Consider the following 17,901-nt stretch of genomic DNA (forward strand, 5'->3'; position numbering starts at 1 on the left):
GGTCTTCTACACGGGGCTGCAGGCACGACCGCGGCGCCGGTCGATTTCTTAGGAGAGCGAAAAATCATGCGCATACTGCACGTCCTCAATCACACCCGGCGACTAAATGGGCATGTGCACGCGGCAGTTGATCTTGCGTGTGCCCAAGCCAAGCTCGGGCATCAGGTTTGTGTCGCAAGTGGTGGAGGGGATTTTGACGCTCTCCTGAACGGGCACGGCATTGAAACGCCAGTCGTCGACCACACCAGGAAACTGCCCAACCTCTTTGGCGCCGCCATGGCACTGCGACGGCTTGTGCGATCTTTTCAGGCTGACGTTGTTCATGCGCATATGATGACAAGTGCGGTCCTTGCGTTCCCGATCTGCAAGCTGGCCGGCATTCCACTGATAACAACCGTGCACAACGAGTTTGAAAAGAGCGCAACCTTGATGGGGCTCGGAACGCGAGTGATCGCTGTCAGCGATGTCGTCGGCGCGTCGATGAGGCGACGTGGCGTATCCGCCTCCAAGCTCGATGTCGTCCTCAACGGCACCATCGGATCAAGCCGCTTTCAGGATCGCGCCCCTGAACCCGCCGTGTTGCAGTCGCCCAGCATCCTGTTTGTCGGCGGTCTTCATCCGAGGAAGGGTCTGGACTATCTCTTTCAGGCCTTCGACATTGTAAATCGGGCGTTTCCGCATGCCCGCCTCTATGTCTTGGGAGACGGCCCTCATAGAGCGGCTTACAAGGAGACCGTGGCTCTTTTGGCGTGCGCGGGAGCAGTCAATTTTCTCGGTGCCAGCAAGGACCCTTTTCCCTACATGCTGGCTGCAGACATCTTCGTCCTTCCGTCTCTTGCTGATCCTGCGCCTTTGGTGCTGCCGGAGGCACGCGAGGCGCGATGTGCGGTCATCGCCACGGACGTCGATGGTATTCCCCAGTTGCTGGAATATGGCGAGGCAGGCATCCTCGTGCCGCCTCGTGACCCAGTGGCACTCGCCACGGCTCTCAGCAGCCTCCTCGAAAATCCCGAACGCATCGAGGAGTGGAAGCGTAAAAGCCAAATTCGGATAGAGCACCTGACGATCGACCGCGTCGCACGGGAAACGATGCAAGTCTACCTGAGTGCGCTGTCGAAGGACACGAAACGCGCGACCGCAGCCGCCGCAACCTGACCCGCCGGACCGCAGATCGGCACCGCCTACGGTTCGCGAATAGACTCGTCGAGTCCGCGTAACAGCGGATAGAGGAAGTAAGATATCACGGTTCGGCGGCCAACCTTGATCTCCGCAGAAACGGTCATCCCGGGAAGCAGACGCACGGGGCCGCCCGACGCCTTTAGCCGCGTATCCTCAAGCAGAACCCGTGCCTTGAAGAAGGGCGCCGACGTCTGGTTTGCTGCAGCGTCCTCCTTCGTGGGCGTGAACGCATCGCGACTGACGGTCCTGACCGTACCCGATGCAGTCCCGAACTTTTGGAATGGGTAGGCATCGAGCTTGATGCGCGCCTCCTTGCCGGTGGCGATGCGTCCGATGTCGCGCGTGTTGATCGAAACCTCCGCTTCCAGCGGCACGTTGAGCGGAACAAGCGTCACAATCGGTTCGGCTTCGCGCACCACCGAGCCGACGGAGCGCTGCGCCAGATCGAGCACGACGGCGTTTGCTGGCGCAACGAGGGCGACCATGTTGCGACGCAGCTCCATCTTCTTGAGTTCTTCGCCCGCAGCGTCTCGCTGACCTCGCAATTCGACGAGTTTTTCCATCGACGCGCGACGGAAGTCCTCGATGAACGCCTGGCGATCTGCGATCAGCTTGGCATGGGAGTGTTCGGCTTCATCCGCCCGGCCGCGCACGGAGGTAAGGTCGGCCTCGACATCGAGCCTGGCATCGCGCGATCCGAGCAGGGTGATTAGCGAGCCGCTTTCGCGGTTGTAGAGCCGCTCGCGTGCGTTCTCGATCAAGGACAGCGTCTCGCGGCGATCGGTAAGAACAGCCTCGTGGTTCTTGCTTGCCTTGAGAGTCGCTGCTTGGCCCGCAATCTGCTGGTCGTAGTTCTGGAGTTGCGCGACATAGAAGGCGCGGCGTTGGTCGAAGAGCTGCACCTGCAAAGCTTCGTCGGACGAAGTGCCGGCCATCTTCGAATAGTCGGCATCGGTCAATTCGGCCTCGATTCTCTTCACCTGCGCGTCGAGTGCCGCGAATTTCGCCCGCTGCTGGTCGACATCAGACTGGCTGAACGTCGCGTCAAGTGTTGCGAGTGTTTGTCCGGCCTGCACAACTTCACCCGCCGTAACATTGATCGTACGAATGATCGATGTTTCCAGCGGTTGGACGACGATCGTCGGCTGGGTCGTTACCAGCTTGCCGGGGGCGATGACAACTTCATCGATTGATGAAACGCAAGCCCAGATAATCGCGGCGCTGATGAGGGCCGTGATGCCGTAGAGCGTCATGCGGGCAATCCGCGGTGGTGCACGCTCCTCAAGCTCCACTGCATCCGATTGGAACTCCGCAATGCTGGGTGGAAGCGCGCCCCTGGCCAGATTCCTTCCCGGACCGGTGGCAGGAACCGGTAGATTTTCGTTCGACTTCTGAGCACGGACGTTCATGCCACCTGCCTCATCTGTTGTGCCCATAGGTGACGATATGTCATGCAACGCGACACGAGCTGGTCGTGCCGGCCGATATCGGCGACCTTGCCACGTTCGACGACTAGGATGGCATCGGCGTCGACAAGCGTTGACAGGCGGTGAGATACGATGACGACCGTGCGCCCGGCAGCGATCTGGCTTAGATTTTGCCGGATAATCGCTTCGCTATCGGGGTCGAGTGCGCTCGTGGCTTCATCGAGAATGAGGAGCTTCGGATCGGTGATCAGCGCACGAGCGATCGCCAGGCGCTGCTTCTGGCCACCCGAAAGATTGGCCGCGTTCTCTTCCAGCATGGTTTCGAAGCCGCGCGGAAGCCGTTCGATAAACTCCTCTGCGCCGGCGATCCGTGCGACCTCGACAATCTCTTCGATGCTCGCATCCGGCTTTGCTGCCGCAATGTTCTCGCGAACGGTACCGCGGAAAAGGAAATTGTCCTGCAGCACGACGCCGATGCTTGTTCTGAGATGGACGAGATCGATCTCCCGGTTGTCGTAACCATCCATCCGAACGAGGCCTTGCTGGTTCTGATACAGCCCCTGGATAAGCCGGGTAATCGTGGTCTTGCCGGAGCCGCTCTTGCCGACGACGCCAAAAACCGAACCCGCAGGAACTGTGAACGAGACATCGTCAAGTGCCGGTGGGCCATCGGGTCCATACCGGAAGGTTACCTTGTCGAAATCGATGCGCCCCTTGAGCTCCGGCCGGATACCGCGACCGCGGCCGGACTGCTCCGGGCGCTGGTTCATGATCTCGCCGAGCATCCGCACGGACAACGCGACCTCCTGATATTCGTGCACCATGGTCACGATCTGGACGAGTGGCCCGGAAACCCTGCCGGCCAGCATGTTGAATGCCACCAGTGCACCGATGGTCATCGCGCCGCTGAACACATCGAGTGCCCCCAGCCCGATGATGGCGACACTCATCAGTTTCTCCAGCATGCCGGTCAGTGATTGCGCGACGGTCGAGATCTTGTCGACCCGGAAACGCACCGAGATCGATTGCGCGGAACTGTCGTCCCACACGCGACGCTGACGCGGTTCCAGTGCCAGCGACTTGACGGTCCGCATGCCATGGACGGTTTCGACCAGCAGCGCCTGCCGATCGCCCTCAGCCTTGTAGAGAGCCTGCAGCCGGCGTTGAAAGGGGCCGACGAGCATCATGACGACAAGGCCGACAAGCGCAGCGAAGCCCAGAACAACCAGGGTGAGCTTGACGCTGTAGAGAAGCAGGATCGGGATGAAGACCAGAAGCGACACGCCGTCGAGGAGCGTCAGGAAAAGCCTGCCCGTCAGGAATTCGCGGATTCGGCCGGTTTGCTGCATATGCTTGACAAGGACGCCGGCGGAAGCCTGCTCGAACAGAGCTATCGGCAGGTTGAGCAGATGCCCGAAGGTACGCGTTGCTATCCTGATGTCGATCCTGTTCGTTGCATAGAGCAACAGGTATCGCCGCAGGAAGCTGAACAGCGCGTCAAACACAAGCGCGATCGCAATGCCGACAGTCAGAACGGTCAGCGTTGCGTAGCTTTGATGTACCAGAACCTTGTCGATGACCAGCTGGAAGAAAATCGGCGTTGCCAGACCGAGGCCGTAGAGCACGAACGCCGCGAGCGCAACGTCGCGGAAGAAGCTGCGTTGTTTGATGATCTCGGGTATGAACCAGCGAAAGCCAAATGGCTGGTCGTCGTCGGCCAGACGATAGTTGCGTTTGAGAAGGACAACCGATCCGTGCCAGGATTTGCTGAATTGTTCCTCGTCTAGCAGGATGAAGTCCGGGCGTGCAGCCAGAGGGTCGAGAACGCGAATTCTCTGGTCGTCGGGATTTCCAGCCGCGCCGGCAATGACCACCCAGTTGCCATTGTCAAGTTCGGCGAGGACCGGAAAGGCTTCGCCCAATTGAAACAACGACTGCCAGCTGAGAGTGACGTGCCGGGCGCGCAACCCGGAATCCTTTGCCATCCGCAGCATTTGCCGGATTGCGACCGGCTGGTCATCCACGGCGTAGTCATGCTGCAATCGCTCGGGTGACAGATCGACGCCGTGATGGCGCGCGACGAGCGCAAGGCAGTGTAGGTTGGTGTGCAAAAAGTTACTCATGGCCCACCCGAGACATCGTTGCGGTTACGGTCAGTTGAAATTCGGTGATGCGTTGCCGGATGTATGTGGTGCCTGAACTCCGTCCGCAGCGGGCAACTTCGCAACATCGCCGATCCGGCGCACCGCACCGGCTTCGACCAAGCCGCCGAGCGCCTTCTGCATGAGATCCACGGCATTGGCGAAAGCGTCGACTGGCATGATGATGCGCTGGCGAAACACTGGCTTAGGGTTGTTGCTCGCATCGCGTTCAGTGGCGGAGAGGGACATCAGATCGATTCTGACAATCGTTCCTGTGACGGTGATTTCGCCGATGCCATCTGCGTAAAGTTCGTTGCTCATTGTCGTCTCCTCAAGTTTCATGGTTGGAAGTCCATCATGCGTGGTGTTGGTGTTGCCAGAGCGGGAAGGGATCGATCAATCCCCGCGCAAGCAAGGGATCGAAGCCGGTTTCCGCTCCGATCAGGCAGGCGTCGAGGGCAGCTCGGATGGCATCTTCGTCGAGCCCAGCTCCGATGAAGACGAGCTCCTGTCTGCGGTCGCCCCAAACCTCGTGCCAATGCCGATCGATCTGTTGGCGGAATTGCGGATAGCGCGGCCAATGGGCCTTCGGCACACTCGCCCACCAGAATCCCTTGGTGTCGGTTCGCCGCTGCGTGCCGGCAATCGAGAGCAGGCCGATTTCGTCTGCACGAGTCGCCAGCCAGAAGTGACCTTTTGCGCGGATCAAGCCGGGCCAGTCCTGCGCCAGGAAATTATCGAGCTTCGAAGGGTCGAATGGGCGTCGTGCGCGATAGACGAAGCTCGCGATTCCGTACTCTTCGGTTTCCGGCACGTGATCGCCCCAACCGTAGAGCTCCTTGTGCCAGAGCGGATGCCGCGCCGATTTTGCCTCCCGGAAGAGGTCCGTGTTGAGGATGGTGTCGAGGGGCAGGTGGCCGAAATCCGTTTCGACGACGCGTGCATCGGGATTGAGCGCAGCGACGATCCGGCGCACGGCAGCGCGGTCATCCTCTGTCACCTCTGAAATCTTGTTGATGACAATCACGTCGGCAAATTCGATCTGGTCGACCAGAAGGTCGATGAGCGTGCGTTTGTCTTCGGTATCGCGCGTCTCGCCGCGGTCGCTCAGAAAATCTGCACTCGAATAGTCCGAAAGCAGGTTGGCCGCATCGACGACCGACACCATCGTATCGAGCCTGGCGATATCGCAGAGTGCCGCGCCACTATCGTCCCTGAACGAGAACGTTGCGGCGATCGGCAACGGCTCGGCAATGCCGGTACCTTCGATCAGGAGGTAGTCGAAGCGACGATCGGCGGCGAGGCGGCGCACTTCGCTCAGCAGATCGTCACGCAGTGTGCAACAGATACAGCCATTGGTGAGCTCGACCAGCGTCTCGTTCGTCCGCGACAGGTTGGCGCCGCCATCTCGAACGAGATCGGCGTCGATGTTGATTTCGCTCATGTCGTTGACGATGACCGCAACCCGTCGTCCTTCCCGGTTGCGCAGCACATGGTTGAGGATCGTTGTCTTTCCCGCGCCCAGAAAGCCCGCCAATACCGTCACCGGGAGTCGACTATCACCTGTCATGCAAGCTGCCCTTTACCCCTTACGCCGCGAGCTGCGGTCTGAACGCTACGTCGACATAGTAATTCGTGCTGTTGTAGGTGCTGGTCGGGAACACCCCGCTCGAGCCATAGGCGTAGGTCCCGTTACCGCCGCTCAGTGCCGACGACAGGGCGTGCAGATTGTTGGTCGAGGTATCGGAGCCGAAAGAGTTGGCGGTGGCAGAATAGTTGCCATTAGTGCTGTAGGAGACGACATAAGTCGTGTCGGCCTGGATCGCGATCTGCTCTGACAGATTGACAGACTGCCAGCCACTTGCACTCTCGTTGGTGAATGTTGCACTGCCAAGCAGGGTGCCGGTCGAGGTCCAGAGGTAACCGGTGTGTGGTCCCGTGTTCTCTGCGCCCTTATAGAAACGGATGCCGGTGATCCAGCCTGCGGTGTCGGCCTGGAATTTCATGCCGAGGTTGACAGCGTCATTGTCGTTGACCGAGGCAATTGCTGGAGTGGTGCCGGCCGCAAACACATTCTGTTCATTGCCCTGGTTCACAACGGAGAGGGAAACCTGGGCCGTAGCCGTCGCTCCGTTTGTGTCCGCAATCGAATAGGAGAAGCTTGCCGGACCAGTGTAACCGGCTGACGGTGTAAATGTGACCACATTCAACTGGCTGTCGAAGGTAACCGATCCGTTGACTGCGTTACCTACGCCGGTGATCGTTACCGCGTCGCCGTCGGCATCAGTATCGTTGGCGAGCAATGTCGACGAGTGAATAGCCAATTGCGTGTTCGCGAGGGACAATAGACCGGTGTCGTTGGCCGCAACAGGGACTGCGTTTTGCGTCGCGGGCTGGTAGAGCACGTCGACCCAGTAGTTCGTTGAGTTATAGCTTGCGGTCGGAAACAGGCTGGATGTGCCATAGGCATAAACCCCGTTTCCGCCGCTGGTCGAGCTGGATGGAGCCGTAAGGGCACCGTTCGAATGGCTGCTCGTGAAATAGTTTGGGGTTGCTGCATAGAAGCCGTTGGAATGATAGCTGGCTACGTAGGTAACGCCGGCCGACACACTGACAGGTTGAGAGAAGGTCACAGTTTGCCAGCCACTCGCGCTTTCATTGGAGAACGTTGCTGATGCAAGGAGCTGGCCGGTGCTGGTCCAGAGCGAACCGACATGGGTACCGATGTCTTGAGCGCTCTTGTAGTAGCGCAGGCCGGTGATTTCGCCGCGCGCGGAGGATATGAACTTCACGCCGAGCTCAACGGATGCTGGATCGTTGTCCGCGGCAATGCTTGGGGTGTCGGAGGACGTGAAGAGGCCTACTGTGGTCGCCTGCGGGCCGACAGTCAGGCTGACCGTCGCCGAGGACGTGCCTCCACGACCGTCCGATATAGTATAGGAGAAGCTCGCAGCGCCGACATATCCGGCCGTAGGGTTGAAAACGACGGTATTTGACTGGCCGTCGAAATTGACAGTGCCGTGGGTCGCACCGCTGACTCCGGTGATCGATAGAGGATCACCATCGGCGTCGGTGTCATTTGCAAGGAGCGCTGCAGCGGCTAGGGACAATGGGACGTTCGAGTAAGTGCTGAATCCATTGTCGTTAGCCGCAATCGGCACCGAATTGACAGTCGACTGGTTGAAGACGACATCCACCCAGTAGTTCGACGCCTGGTAGCTGGAGCTGGGGAAGGTGGTATTTGCCCCATACGAAAAGACCCCGTTACCGCCGCTTGTAGCTGCAGACAGTCCGGTCAGCGGGCCGTTGGTATGGGCTGTAGTAAAGTAATTCGCTGTAGCAACGTACGGCCCTGGCGTGTGGTAGGACGCGACATATGTTGTTCCTGCCGTGATCTGGATGGGGCTCGAAAACTTGGCGGTCTGCCAGCCGCTGAGCGATTCATTCGTAAATGTCACGGTCGCGAGCAGCGTGCCATCAGATGCCCATATTGAGCCGGTGTGCGCACCCGTATCGCTGCCTGCTTTGTAGAAACGGATTCCGGTAATCGTCCCACTGCCGGAAGCTACGAACTTCATGCCGAGTTCCATCGGGGAGCTGTCATTGTAAGCAGGTCCTGTTGGTCCCTCATTCGCTTGGAACAGCGTGACGCCCGGGGCCCCTTCTTCAATTGAGAGACTGACGCTACCCTGGTCGGTTCCACCCCTGCCGTCGGACAGCGTGTAGCTGAAGCTTGCTGGTCCGGTGTAGTTGGCGGTTGGCGTAAAAATTACATTGCCAGTTTGGATATCGAGAGCGACCGTGCCGTTTGTGGCATTGCCAACGCCCGTTATCGTCAGCGTATCGCCATTAGCATCGGTGTCGTTCGCGACAAGCGCTGCAATAGACACGGTGAGTGTGCCATTGCGGAAAACTGTGTAGCCGCTGTCATCGACGGCAACAGGTGCCGTGTTTGGCCCCGCGTCGAAAACGACATCCACCCAGTAGTTGGAGCCCCCTCCATTGTTGCCCGGGAACGTGCTGGGATTGGAACCGTACGCATACACGCCGCCGGCGTCGACGGTTTTCAGAACGCCACTGCCGTGACTGACATTCGGGCCGAAGTAGTCCTCGGTTACCGAATAGAATCCGTTGCTGTGGTACGATGCGACGTATGTCGTTCCGGCCTGGATATGGATTGGGCTTGAGAACGTGACGGTTTGCCAGCCGGATAGCGATTCGTTGGTCGAAATGCCCGTGGCCAGAAGCGTGCCGTCGGCGTTCCAGAGGCTGACGACATGCTCGCCGATGTTGTAGAAACCCTTGTAAAATCGAATTCCCTGGACTGAGCCGCCAATTGAAGACTGGAAGCGAACGCCGAGTTCCACGCCGTCGCGGTCAGCAGCAGTCTCCATAGTGGGTTTTGCAGCAAGCGTCCAAAGACTGTTGGTAGAAGGGAGCGTAACTGTAACCTGCTTTCCAATCGCCGGCGTTTCGAGGTTGACGCTGTCATCGACTGCACGCGACATGATCGTGTATGTGCCGCTTGCTTGAACGACCCAGTTGTAGCTCCAGTTCTCTCGGCCAGTCGCCTTAAACCAACGCTGGCCGCCGTCCGTCGAGACCTCTATGCCGGCAATGATGCCGCCGCCAAAATCCTGTGCCGTGCCCGTGATGGTGACGCGTTGTCCCTCCACGAAACTCCCACCCACTACTGGCGACGTTATTGTCGACGTCGGTTTAACGGTGTCCGTCGACTGTGTTGCTAGGATCAGGCTCGCGTCCAGTGTCGTGGGCTGGATACCCATGTCGGCGAACATGTTGACCATTGCCTGCTGAACGTTTGGATCAGTCGGCGTCGAAACGCCGTCATGATCGGCGTTTAGCCCCCATGACCAGAAAACGGTGCCCGCACCGAAAACAAGGGCGCCGCTTTCCGCCCGGTACATCGTCAGGCTATGGGTCGCCACACCGTCGCCGACGCTGGTGCCGTAGTCGCGCAGGTACGTGTTCACCGCGATTGTCGAGAGTGACAAGTTGATAAGCCCATCTGGCCTGAACCCGTTCTCGACGTCGGAATCCCACTCGTAGCCAAGGAGGTTCTGAACGAGATTGTAGGTCTCTCCCGGCTGAAGGTTTGCGACGTCTGTGTTGCGCCAGAAGCGAAGGTTCGAATAGTCGTAGGGTATGGAAATCGTATCGGAGCGATAGCTATCGACCGTGAACATTGTGCCGGTCAAGGAATTCTCGGGCTCCTGACCTGGATCGGCATAGCGAGGATCACGCCAGGTGCCGGTGCCGATATTGCTCGGGTCGCTGCTGGTGCCCCAGGTTTCCTTGTAGCAGACCATGGTGCGGTAAGGCGTGCCGTTGCCATCAATGCTGCTTTCCCAACGGACCTTCCAGTAGCACTCGTTGCCGCTCCAAAACGCGAGGTTGACACCGCTGTCACGCGCGGCCTCGACGTTGCTTCGCTGTTCCGCTGACCAATACTCGTCATGCCCTACGGACAGGTAGGCATCGTGGTTGAGCAACAAGCTGCCATTTCTGGTTGCGTCGACGCCGGAAATATATGAAACGTCATAGCCGTTCTGCTCAAGCCACTGGATGGCAGAATGTTCGACACCGAAGACGAAATCCCATGAGCCGCCAACAGGGCTGGTGTTGGTGATGATCGGGCGATTGTAGCTGACTGCGGAAGCGCGACCGATTGCCGTCAGGCCGCAGCTGCAATTGGGCGGCATGTAGCCGATCATGTCAGCCGGATCGACAGGAACCTCGCCGTAATACAGGCTCGCTCCGCCCCAGGCATTGTAGGCCTGCCAAGTCGTATCCGATGTCTGGAAGACGATATCGCTGGTGGAACTGTCGTCGCGAACCACGAAGGGAATGATGCTTGCGCCTTCGGTACCGTCCTCGCGCACAAGCTTGGCAAAGTAGACGCCTGAAACGGCATCCGTTGGTATCTCCCAACTTGCAGATACCGACCAGTTGCCACAGTCGATCAGACCAAGCGACATGTCGACGATCGGATGCGGCTGGATCTGCGCGGTGGTCAGCGATTTGTCGATCGAAGCGACCTTGCGGGCCCCGTCACCGCCATAATAGCCCATTCGGTAGATATCAATGCGATAATGGGTCGAGTCGGTGGCTATCTTGAAATCGACCGTTTGGCCAATGTTGGTGCTGATCTCCGTAGCGAAGCCCTGGATGTTGCCGTCGCCGTCGCCGTCGATGCCCCACTCGCTGATTGGGTTGCCCTGTTTGGCATTTTCTTGGGCGATCTTGTTCGGCGTCGCCGTGAGAGCAGCCGCCGGTGCCTCTGCGGTCGGCTCAGCAGCGGCGGGCTCAACGGCGGCCGGTGCGGCAGCGGCCGGTGCCGCAGCTGCCACAAAGGACGTGTCGGTTGCAGCAGGCGCTATCGTCGCCGGCGGAGCGAGGCGCTCGATCGCACTGGTCGAGGGCACGTTTGTGGTTGGCGCGCGACCGGCAGCCGATGGCATCGGGTCACTTCCGGCACTAGGCCCGATGATGGGTGCAGCGCTCATCAGTTTGGGAGCCAGGCCCGGAACTTGTGTCGGTGCATAGGAGCCCTCATCGGCTAAAACGGTACGAGGCTTTACTACCGGTCCTTCCTCGGCCGAAGTGTCGGCTGTCGCCGTCGCCGACTTCGCCATTGCGGATCCCGCGCTGGTGGGTGCCGCGGCAGCGGACAAGACGTTTGTGACCTGCGACACCTGTTGCGTATGTTCGTCAACCGGCACCATCGATGCCGGCCCCACCGCAGTGGAGCTTCCGCTCGACAGCGCGGGGGCGGAGGCTCCCCAGCCTGCGAGCGGGCGGTCGCCGCCTGCGGAAGAAACGACCGCTGCATTGGCCAGGAGCGCACTCCATGTCACAGGGGCACTGTAGATTCGGGTCGCGCCGCCGAAAGCGCTCAAGTAATCGCGGTTCCTGATCTGGATTCTGAGCATCAGCGACGTCCCCAATAGCCGTTAAGCAAGTGTTAGGAACAATCATCCTGCCAGCTTTCTCACATCAGGGAACGACAGCAATCCGCAGTATGCCGGTCGCCTTCCGTACACCGATAGGATTACGCGATGCGACCATTGACGTGATGCCCTGGAAGCGTGCTGGCCATGGAAGCTTATGCCATCGCCACAGTGCGGGGACGGGCGTTCGCTGCAATCGACGTTGCGAATACGACTAGCGGGTGCACCAGTCTCTCGACGTGCCTGAGACGGCGCACCAGCGCACTGAGCTTCTCTCGGCGCGATCCATCCCGACCTTAACAATTTGGAGTTTTCCGAGGTGGTTGAGAAACGGATGTTGTGCTGCCCAGGATTGCCTGGCCACCATGTTGGTCACGACTCGAGCACGGGAGGCTCAACACCGGCGCGGCTTGTCATCCGCCTGACAGATTGCCTTTGGGAGGTCGCTCTGTGAGAGAAGGGTGAGCGGCGGCAAGCCTGTCGCCGCTCACCCCGGTGCAAGGTCACGCGGCTCCACGCTACCGACTACTCTTCCCTAAAAGCACGATTGAATTGGTCTGTCAGCGGCTTGGCAAGGAAGGATATTGCGGTTCGCTCTTCAGTCGAGATAAACACTTCCACGGGCATCCCCGGCAGAAGCTTGTTGTCGCCCAGCTTCGCAAGCTCTCCCGGCCAAACGGCGACATCTGCGAGATAGAATATCTGACCGGTCGTCGGATCGGTGCTTGTGGCAGCTGAAACATAGGTAATCCTGCCCTTGAGCTCGGGCGTGGCGCGCTGGTTGAAGGCGGAGAACCGCAATTTTGACGGTTGGCCTACTGCCACCTGGTCAATGTCGACGGGCGAAAGCTTCGCTTCGATCTTCAAGGATGCATCGGCCGGTACCAGTGTAACCAGCTTCTCTGCGGGCGTGATAACGCCGCCGATCGTATGGATCGAAAGTTCGTTGACCGTCCCCGACAACGGAGCACGAATCTCCGTTCTCGACAGGCGATCTTCGACCGCCATGCGCCGCTCTCTCAGTTCGGAGATTTTAGGTTCAATCGAGCTTAACTCTCGCTGAGCCTCTGTCCGCGCGGTCTCGTCGATGGCTATGATCTGAAGTTGAATTTCACTCATCCGTGCCCTGGTCCGCGCTATGTTGGCCCGGATTTCGGCGGTCTCGCCGGTGAGCTTTGCAATCTCACGATCGACAATATACTTGCGGGACGTGTCGATCAGCTTTCTCTCGGCCAGCCCCGACATTTTTGCGTGTTCCGTATGCACGAGGGCAAGTTCGTCCGCCTTAGCCTCGAGTTGGGCATCCAGACCTTTGACCTCCTCTTCGAGTTGAGAAATGCCATAGCGCAACTGTTGCTTCTGGCTCTCACGGTTCTTGCGGTTTCCCTCGAAAAGCCGGGCTTCACCGGCCGTAATCATCGGTGAAGCACTCAACGTTGCCGCCACATCCGCAGTGACGATGATTTCATCGAGATTGTCCCGCTCGGCCAGCAGGCGTGCTTGACGCGCCTTGAGTTCGATCAGTTGCGTCTTGACGATGGAAAGCTCCGCCCGCGTCTGCGCATCGTCGAGGCGAAGCAGTACCTGGCCGCGGCTAACGAAGTCGCCTTCCTTGACCGCAATTTCGCTGACGATGCCACCGTCCCGATGCTGGATGGCCTTCAGGTTTTGATCCACCTTGACTACGCCTGGCGCAATGATTGCACCCGTAAGTTGCGTCGTGGCTGCCCACCCACCCGCGCCCGCAAACAGAAGGAGGCCAAGGGTGCAGCCTGCCAGAATTCTAGCGCCGACAGGAAATATCCTGTCTGCTTCAGCATCCGGCTGATCTGTCCCGCGCTGTTCCCGCCCTTTGAACATGTCGTCTCCTCCTCTGCGGCTCAAGCGGCCGCATTTTCAACGATCATCAGCACGTGGTGGCCACTCAGGCTGATCGTCATTTCAAAGTGTTGATCTCTATCCATGTCGACTTCAACGAAGGTCTTTCCGAGTTCGTCCGTCCCCTCGTGGCGGATGCGGATAGGCAAATCTTCAATATCTCCCTGTTCTCCATAGACGTCCTCGAAACGGTCCTCGAGGCTGTCGATAACCTCTTCGAATATGTCATACCGCGACGTCTCGATGCGATCGCCGACCATGAAGTCGAGAATCTGATGCACAACGTCTGCGCTCGTGGTTCCCGGCGCCACATGAAACTGGAAGGTGTCATCGCCGCCGCCGCCGGTCAGGGTGACAGCCGTACCTCCAATGGTGACAACGTCGTTGCCTGCGCCCCCGACAACCTTTTCGAAGCCGTCAATGATATCCCGCCCGACGTCAAAGCCGGTCGCGGCTCCTGTTTGCAGGTTGATGAGAACGCCGTGGCCGGCTTGAGAGTAATCGAGCGTGTCAAAGCCTTCGCCGCCGGTATAGCAATCGTCCGCGCTGTCTGCCGAAGCCAGGACGACGTCGTCGCCCGCTCCACCGCACACGGTGTCACTGCCAAAGCCTGCGTCGAGAATATCGGCATCACCACTCCCAACAAGCCGGTCGTCGCCCGCGCCGGTTCTGATGACCTCGAAGCCGCGGACCATGTCGGTGCCGATCTCGGCGCCGGTCGCGTTGGCGGCGACGAGGTCGACGAACACGGACACCATGGCCGACGAATAGTCGAGTGTATCGATGCCGGCTCCTCCTTCGTATCGGTCGTTGGCACCGTCAAGATCCCCGACCACGGTGTCATTGCCGTTTCCTCCCGAAACGCTGTCCGCATTGCCGAGACCGGCGAGCACGTCGTCGCCGTCATTGCCGTGGATTTCCTCGGCGCGGTCGCTGCCGGTAACCTCGTCGTCACCGGACCCCGCCCGGATGACTTCAAAGTTTGAAATTTGGTCGTCGCCGGCCTCCGCACTGGAAACACTGCCTGCGCCGAGATCGATGTCGATGGCCTGCATGAGCGCGGAATAATCGAGGGTGTCGATCTCGCTGCCGCCGTCATACCGATCGGCCGACTGGTCGGCGTCGCCTACGACCGTATCGTTGCCGTTGCCGCCGTCCACATCATCCGCCCCAGCGCCGCCGGAAAGCAGATCATTGCCGCCGCCGCCTTTCAGGACATCCTGCCCGGCGTGGCCAAAGACGACATCGTTACCATTTCCACCCTCGAGCGCATCGTTCCCGGCCTCACCGTTCAGTGCGTCATCGCCATCGTCGCCGAGCAATCGGTCGTCGCCGTCGCCGCCGAACATGATGTCGTTGCCCAGACCACCGCTGATGAGATCATCCCCGGCGTCGCCAAAGAGGATATCCCTGCCATCATCGCCGAAGAGCCGGTCGTTTCCGGCGCCGCCCCAGATTTGGTCATCGCCGAGACCGCCGAAGACGGTATCGTTACCGAGGCCGGCGAAAATCACGTCGTTTCCGAGGCCGCCAACGATGTTGTCGTTTCCGTCACCGCCGTTGACGGTATCGTTTCCGGCCCGTGCATCGATGTTGTCGTTGCCGCCCCGTCCATCGATTTCATCGGCGCAGGCGGTGCCGAGCAGATTGTCGTCTCCGTCGGATCCGACGATCGGCGGCGGCTTGACGACGGAGAACTGTGCGGTCTGCAGGACGGACAACTGCCCGTCGGTGATGATATAGGTGATCGTTACAGGACCGAGCGCGGCCGGGCTATAGGCCCAGCCCCCGCTGGTCTGGACAATACTGCCGGAGGAAACAGTCAGGTTTCTGATGGAAAGCGGATCCCCATCCAGATCCCAGGCGCCGCGCAGAAGATCCGCAAGACCGATCAGGGCGACCGTGCATCCCGATACGTCGAGAAGCGAAACCGGTCCTGTGACTTGCGGCGCCCGGTTTGTCTGCCGGCTGTCGGGCCGCACTGCTGCCTCACTCGGAGGTGCATTTCTTTCGCTACTGCTTATGTTGTTGCGTCGCGGGTCGGGCTTGGCATGGTGCTGCCGATCCGGCGGGAACGTGCTCCAGGTGTTGTCATTGGAGGCATGGAACGACACGGAAATGCCGCCGAACCGTCTCAACAACGCTGAACTGGGAAGGTGCAGCTGTTGAAAGTCGATCGATGGCGTTTCGTCCACAGCATAGCCTACGCGATTGTGAAAATCGGTCTCCCTGACACCACCGGTTTTCTTTGAGGGTAGCGGTTCCCACTCATCGTTAAACGCGATGGCGTTGCTGGTTTCCTCGGGCGGCGCAACCCGATTTTCCTCGGGCGCGATGTTCGGCACCGCGTCATCGATCGGCTGCTGTTCCTGTTGTTTGCCCGACAACGCCGTTTTCAGATAGAGGGCGAAGCCTGTTAGCAGAACGGTGAAGAACAGTGGCGCCTTGGACCGTTTCTCCTCGTTTTTCAGGAGATAGCGTTCGTACTGGTCCTCTTGCTGCTCCGATTTCGTTCCTTTTACCTCGATCATTCTGACATCCTCGATGTTAGACGCGAGCCAAGATGAGCCGTGTTGGCCGGCTGGCCGACATTGGTGGTGGATGCCGTGGGCCGGAGGATCTCGTCCTTCGGACCAAAGGCCACCATTTTGCCGTTTTGAATGACGGCGACGAGATCGACTGCAGCAAGTGCGCTCGGACGATGGGCGATGACGACCGCGATTCCGCCGCGTTCCCGGATAGCCTTGATCGTCTGTGTAAGCGCTGACTCACCCTCTCCATCGAGATTAGAATTGGGTTCGTCCATTATGACGATAAAGGGCTTTCGGTAGAGGGCGCGGGCAAGCCCGATGCGTTGACGCTGACCAGCCGACAGCGATGCCCCTTGAGAACCAAGGGGGGTCCGGTAGCCATCCGGCATGCGGACGATCATCTCGTGGACACCGGTGATCTGGGCTGCGTCAACAATCGCGCGCGGGTCGGCATTCTGCTCAAGCCGTGCGATGTTTTCCTCGATGGTTGCATCGAGCAACGCCACGTCTTGCGGCAAGTAACCGATATGCTGCCCGAGATCTGCATCCGACCACTGGGTGAGCTCGGCATCGTCAAGCCGTACGCTGCCGCGAAGTGTGGGCCAGATACCGGTCAGCGCCCGTGCAAGCGTCGTCTTGCCGCCGCCGCTGGGGCCGATGATGCCAAGCGCCTGGCCTGCCGAAATCTCGAAGCTGACCTCACTCAACAACACCCGACCGGAGCCGGGCGCAGCCACCGTTATTTTTTCGACCTTGAGAGTACCGCACGGTGCGGGCAGGGCCATTGGCGTATCGACACCGGCGAGCGCCACAACGGTCTCCTTAAGCCTGTTGAACGCCGTGCGTGCGGCAACGAATCCCTTCCAGTTGCCGATGGCAAGATCGACCGGGGCGAGCGCGCGGGCCGATGCGACGGATGCCGCGATAATCGCTCCGGCTGACAGTTCGCCCTGTATCGTGAGCCAGGCACCGAGACCAAGGACCGCCGACTGCAGGATCATGCGAAGCACGCGGGACAAGGCCCCGAACGTGCCGCTGATATCGTTGGTGCGCGTCTGCAGATCGAGATGATCCTGATTGGCTCGATTGAAACGGTCTACCGCCCGACCCGCAAAGCCCATCGCCTTCAGCGTCTCTGCATTCCTGGCATTTGAATCGGCGATCGTGTTTCTTTCGATGCCGGATTTGTGCGTGGCGCCCGCAAGCCTGCGTGTCATGAGCTCTGTCACGATGGCGAGGACGGACAGCACGAAGGCGCCGGCAAATGTCAGGGCGCCAAGATACGGGTGCAGGATATAGATGAATATCAGATAGAGCGGCATCCACGGCAGATCGAAGAGTGCAACAGGACCTTGACTGCCGAGGAAGCTACGCACCGTATCGACGTCGCGGCCCCGCTCGAGGGACTCGGCCGTGGAAAAGCCGAAGCGCGGCATATCGATGGCAACCTGATGTGCAAGGGGGGCGATCTTGCTGTCCAGGCGAGCGCCCATGCGCACCAGGATTTGCGATCGGATGATGTCGAAAAGGCCCTGGAAAAGATAGAGGCCGACCGCCAGGGCGGACAGACCGAGAAGCGTCGGGACGCTCCCGCTCGTCAGGGCCCGATCATAAATTTGAAGCATGTAGAAAGAGCCGGTCAACGCGAGAACGTTGATGATGCCGGAGGTGATGAAGAGGAAGCCGCCTATTCCTCGAAAGCCCTTCGTCAGTTTTTCGACGTTCCGGCGTTTGTTGCCTGTCAGGTTCGCTTTGGGACGCATGGAGTTCACCG

9 protein-coding genes are annotated in these 17,901 nt (G+C 59.6%); 1 reads left to right on the forward strand and 8 read right to left on the reverse strand.

Features of this window, described 5'->3' with window-relative positions:
• Positions 1-66 precede the first annotated feature (66 nt).
• Entirely contained in the window at positions 67-1,155 is a 1,089-nt protein-coding gene (locus tag ASC90_RS18400) for a glycosyltransferase family 4 protein (protein ID WP_056543199.1), read from the forward strand.
• Positions 1,156-1,181: 26 nt separating this feature from the next.
• On the opposite strand, the gene ASC90_RS18405 is transcribed toward ASC90_RS18400, so the two are convergent.
• The 8 genes from ASC90_RS18405 to ASC90_RS18440 all read right to left on the reverse strand — a co-directional run bounded on the left by ASC90_RS18405 (position 1,182) and on the right by ASC90_RS18440 (position 17,890).
• Positions 1,182-2,588 carry an HlyD family type I secretion periplasmic adaptor subunit gene (locus ASC90_RS18405; RefSeq protein ID WP_056543202.1) on the reverse strand — a complete coding sequence of 469 codons (1,407 nt, stop codon included), beginning with the start codon at positions 2,586-2,588 and terminating at the stop codon, positions 1,182-1,184.
• Positions 2,585-4,729: a peptidase domain-containing ABC transporter gene (locus tag ASC90_RS18410; protein ID WP_056543203.1), complete on the reverse strand. Its 2,145-nt coding sequence runs from the start codon at positions 4,727-4,729 to the stop codon at positions 2,585-2,587. The genes ASC90_RS18405 and ASC90_RS18410 overlap by 4 nt, the downstream gene beginning before the upstream one ends.
• A 30-nt stretch (positions 4,730-4,759) precedes the next feature.
• Positions 4,760-5,068 (reverse strand): hypothetical protein, encoded by a 309-nt coding sequence (locus ASC90_RS18415; RefSeq protein ID WP_056543205.1) that lies wholly within the window; start codon positions 5,066-5,068, stop codon positions 4,760-4,762.
• 34 nt (positions 5,069-5,102) lie between these two features.
• Positions 5,103-6,317 carry a GTP-binding protein gene (locus ASC90_RS18420; RefSeq protein WP_056543208.1) on the reverse strand — a complete coding sequence of 405 codons (1,215 nt, stop codon included), beginning with the start codon at positions 6,315-6,317 and terminating at the stop codon, positions 5,103-5,105.
• Between the two features lie 19 nt (positions 6,318-6,336).
• Positions 6,337-11,700 carry a DUF4082 domain-containing protein gene (locus ASC90_RS18425; RefSeq protein WP_056543209.1) on the reverse strand — a complete coding sequence of 1,788 codons (5,364 nt, stop codon included), beginning with the start codon at positions 11,698-11,700 and terminating at the stop codon, positions 6,337-6,339.
• Positions 11,701-12,243: 543 nt separating this feature from the next.
• On the reverse strand, positions 12,244-13,578 hold the full coding sequence (locus tag ASC90_RS18430) for an HlyD family type I secretion periplasmic adaptor subunit (protein WP_056543211.1): 1,335 nt from the start codon (positions 13,576-13,578) through the stop codon (positions 12,244-12,246).
• A 20-nt stretch (positions 13,579-13,598) separates the two neighbouring features.
• Positions 13,599-16,127 carry a cadherin-like domain-containing protein gene (locus ASC90_RS29425; protein WP_056543213.1) on the reverse strand — a complete coding sequence of 843 codons (2,529 nt, stop codon included), beginning with the start codon at positions 16,125-16,127 and terminating at the stop codon, positions 13,599-13,601.
• Positions 16,124-17,890, reverse strand: coding sequence for a type I secretion system permease/ATPase (locus ASC90_RS18440; protein ID WP_056543215.1), 1,767 nt, complete (start codon positions 17,888-17,890; stop codon positions 16,124-16,126). Before ASC90_RS18440 ends, ASC90_RS29425 begins: the two co-directional genes overlap by 4 nt.
• Between the last annotated feature and the right edge of the window lie 11 nt (positions 17,891-17,901).

The organism is Rhizobium sp. Root1220 (genome assembly GCF_001426265.1).
Taxonomy (GTDB): Bacteria; Pseudomonadota; Alphaproteobacteria; order Rhizobiales; family Rhizobiaceae; genus Rhizobium.

Coding starts and splice junctions, on each gene's coding strand:
- ASC90_RS18420 (WP_056543208.1), bottom strand. CDS start 6,317: ATGACAGGTGATAGTCGACTCCCGGTGACGGTATTGGCGGGCTTTCTG.
- ASC90_RS18405 (WP_056543202.1), bottom strand. CDS start 2,588: ATGAACGTCCGTGCTCAGAAGTCGAACGAAAATCTACCGGTTCCTGCC.
- ASC90_RS18410 (WP_056543203.1), bottom strand. CDS start 4,729: ATGAGTAACTTTTTGCACACCAACCTACACTGCCTTGCGCTCGTCGCG.
- ASC90_RS18415 (WP_056543205.1), bottom strand. CDS start 5,068: ATGAGCAACGAACTTTACGCAGATGGCATCGGCGAAATCACCGTCACA.
- ASC90_RS18430 (WP_056543211.1), bottom strand. CDS start 13,578: ATGTTCAAAGGGCGGGAACAGCGCGGGACAGATCAGCCGGATGCTGAA.
- ASC90_RS29425 (WP_056543213.1), bottom strand. CDS start 16,127: ATGATCGAGGTAAAAGGAACGAAATCGGAGCAGCAAGAGGACCAGTAC.
- ASC90_RS18425 (WP_056543209.1), bottom strand. CDS start 11,700: ATGCTCAGAATCCAGATCAGGAACCGCGATTACTTGAGCGCTTTCGGC.
- ASC90_RS18400 (WP_056543199.1), top strand. CDS start 67: ATGCGCATACTGCACGTCCTCAATCACACCCGGCGACTAAATGGGCAT.
- ASC90_RS18440 (WP_056543215.1), bottom strand. CDS start 17,890: ATGCGTCCCAAAGCGAACCTGACAGGCAACAAACGCCGGAACGTCGAA.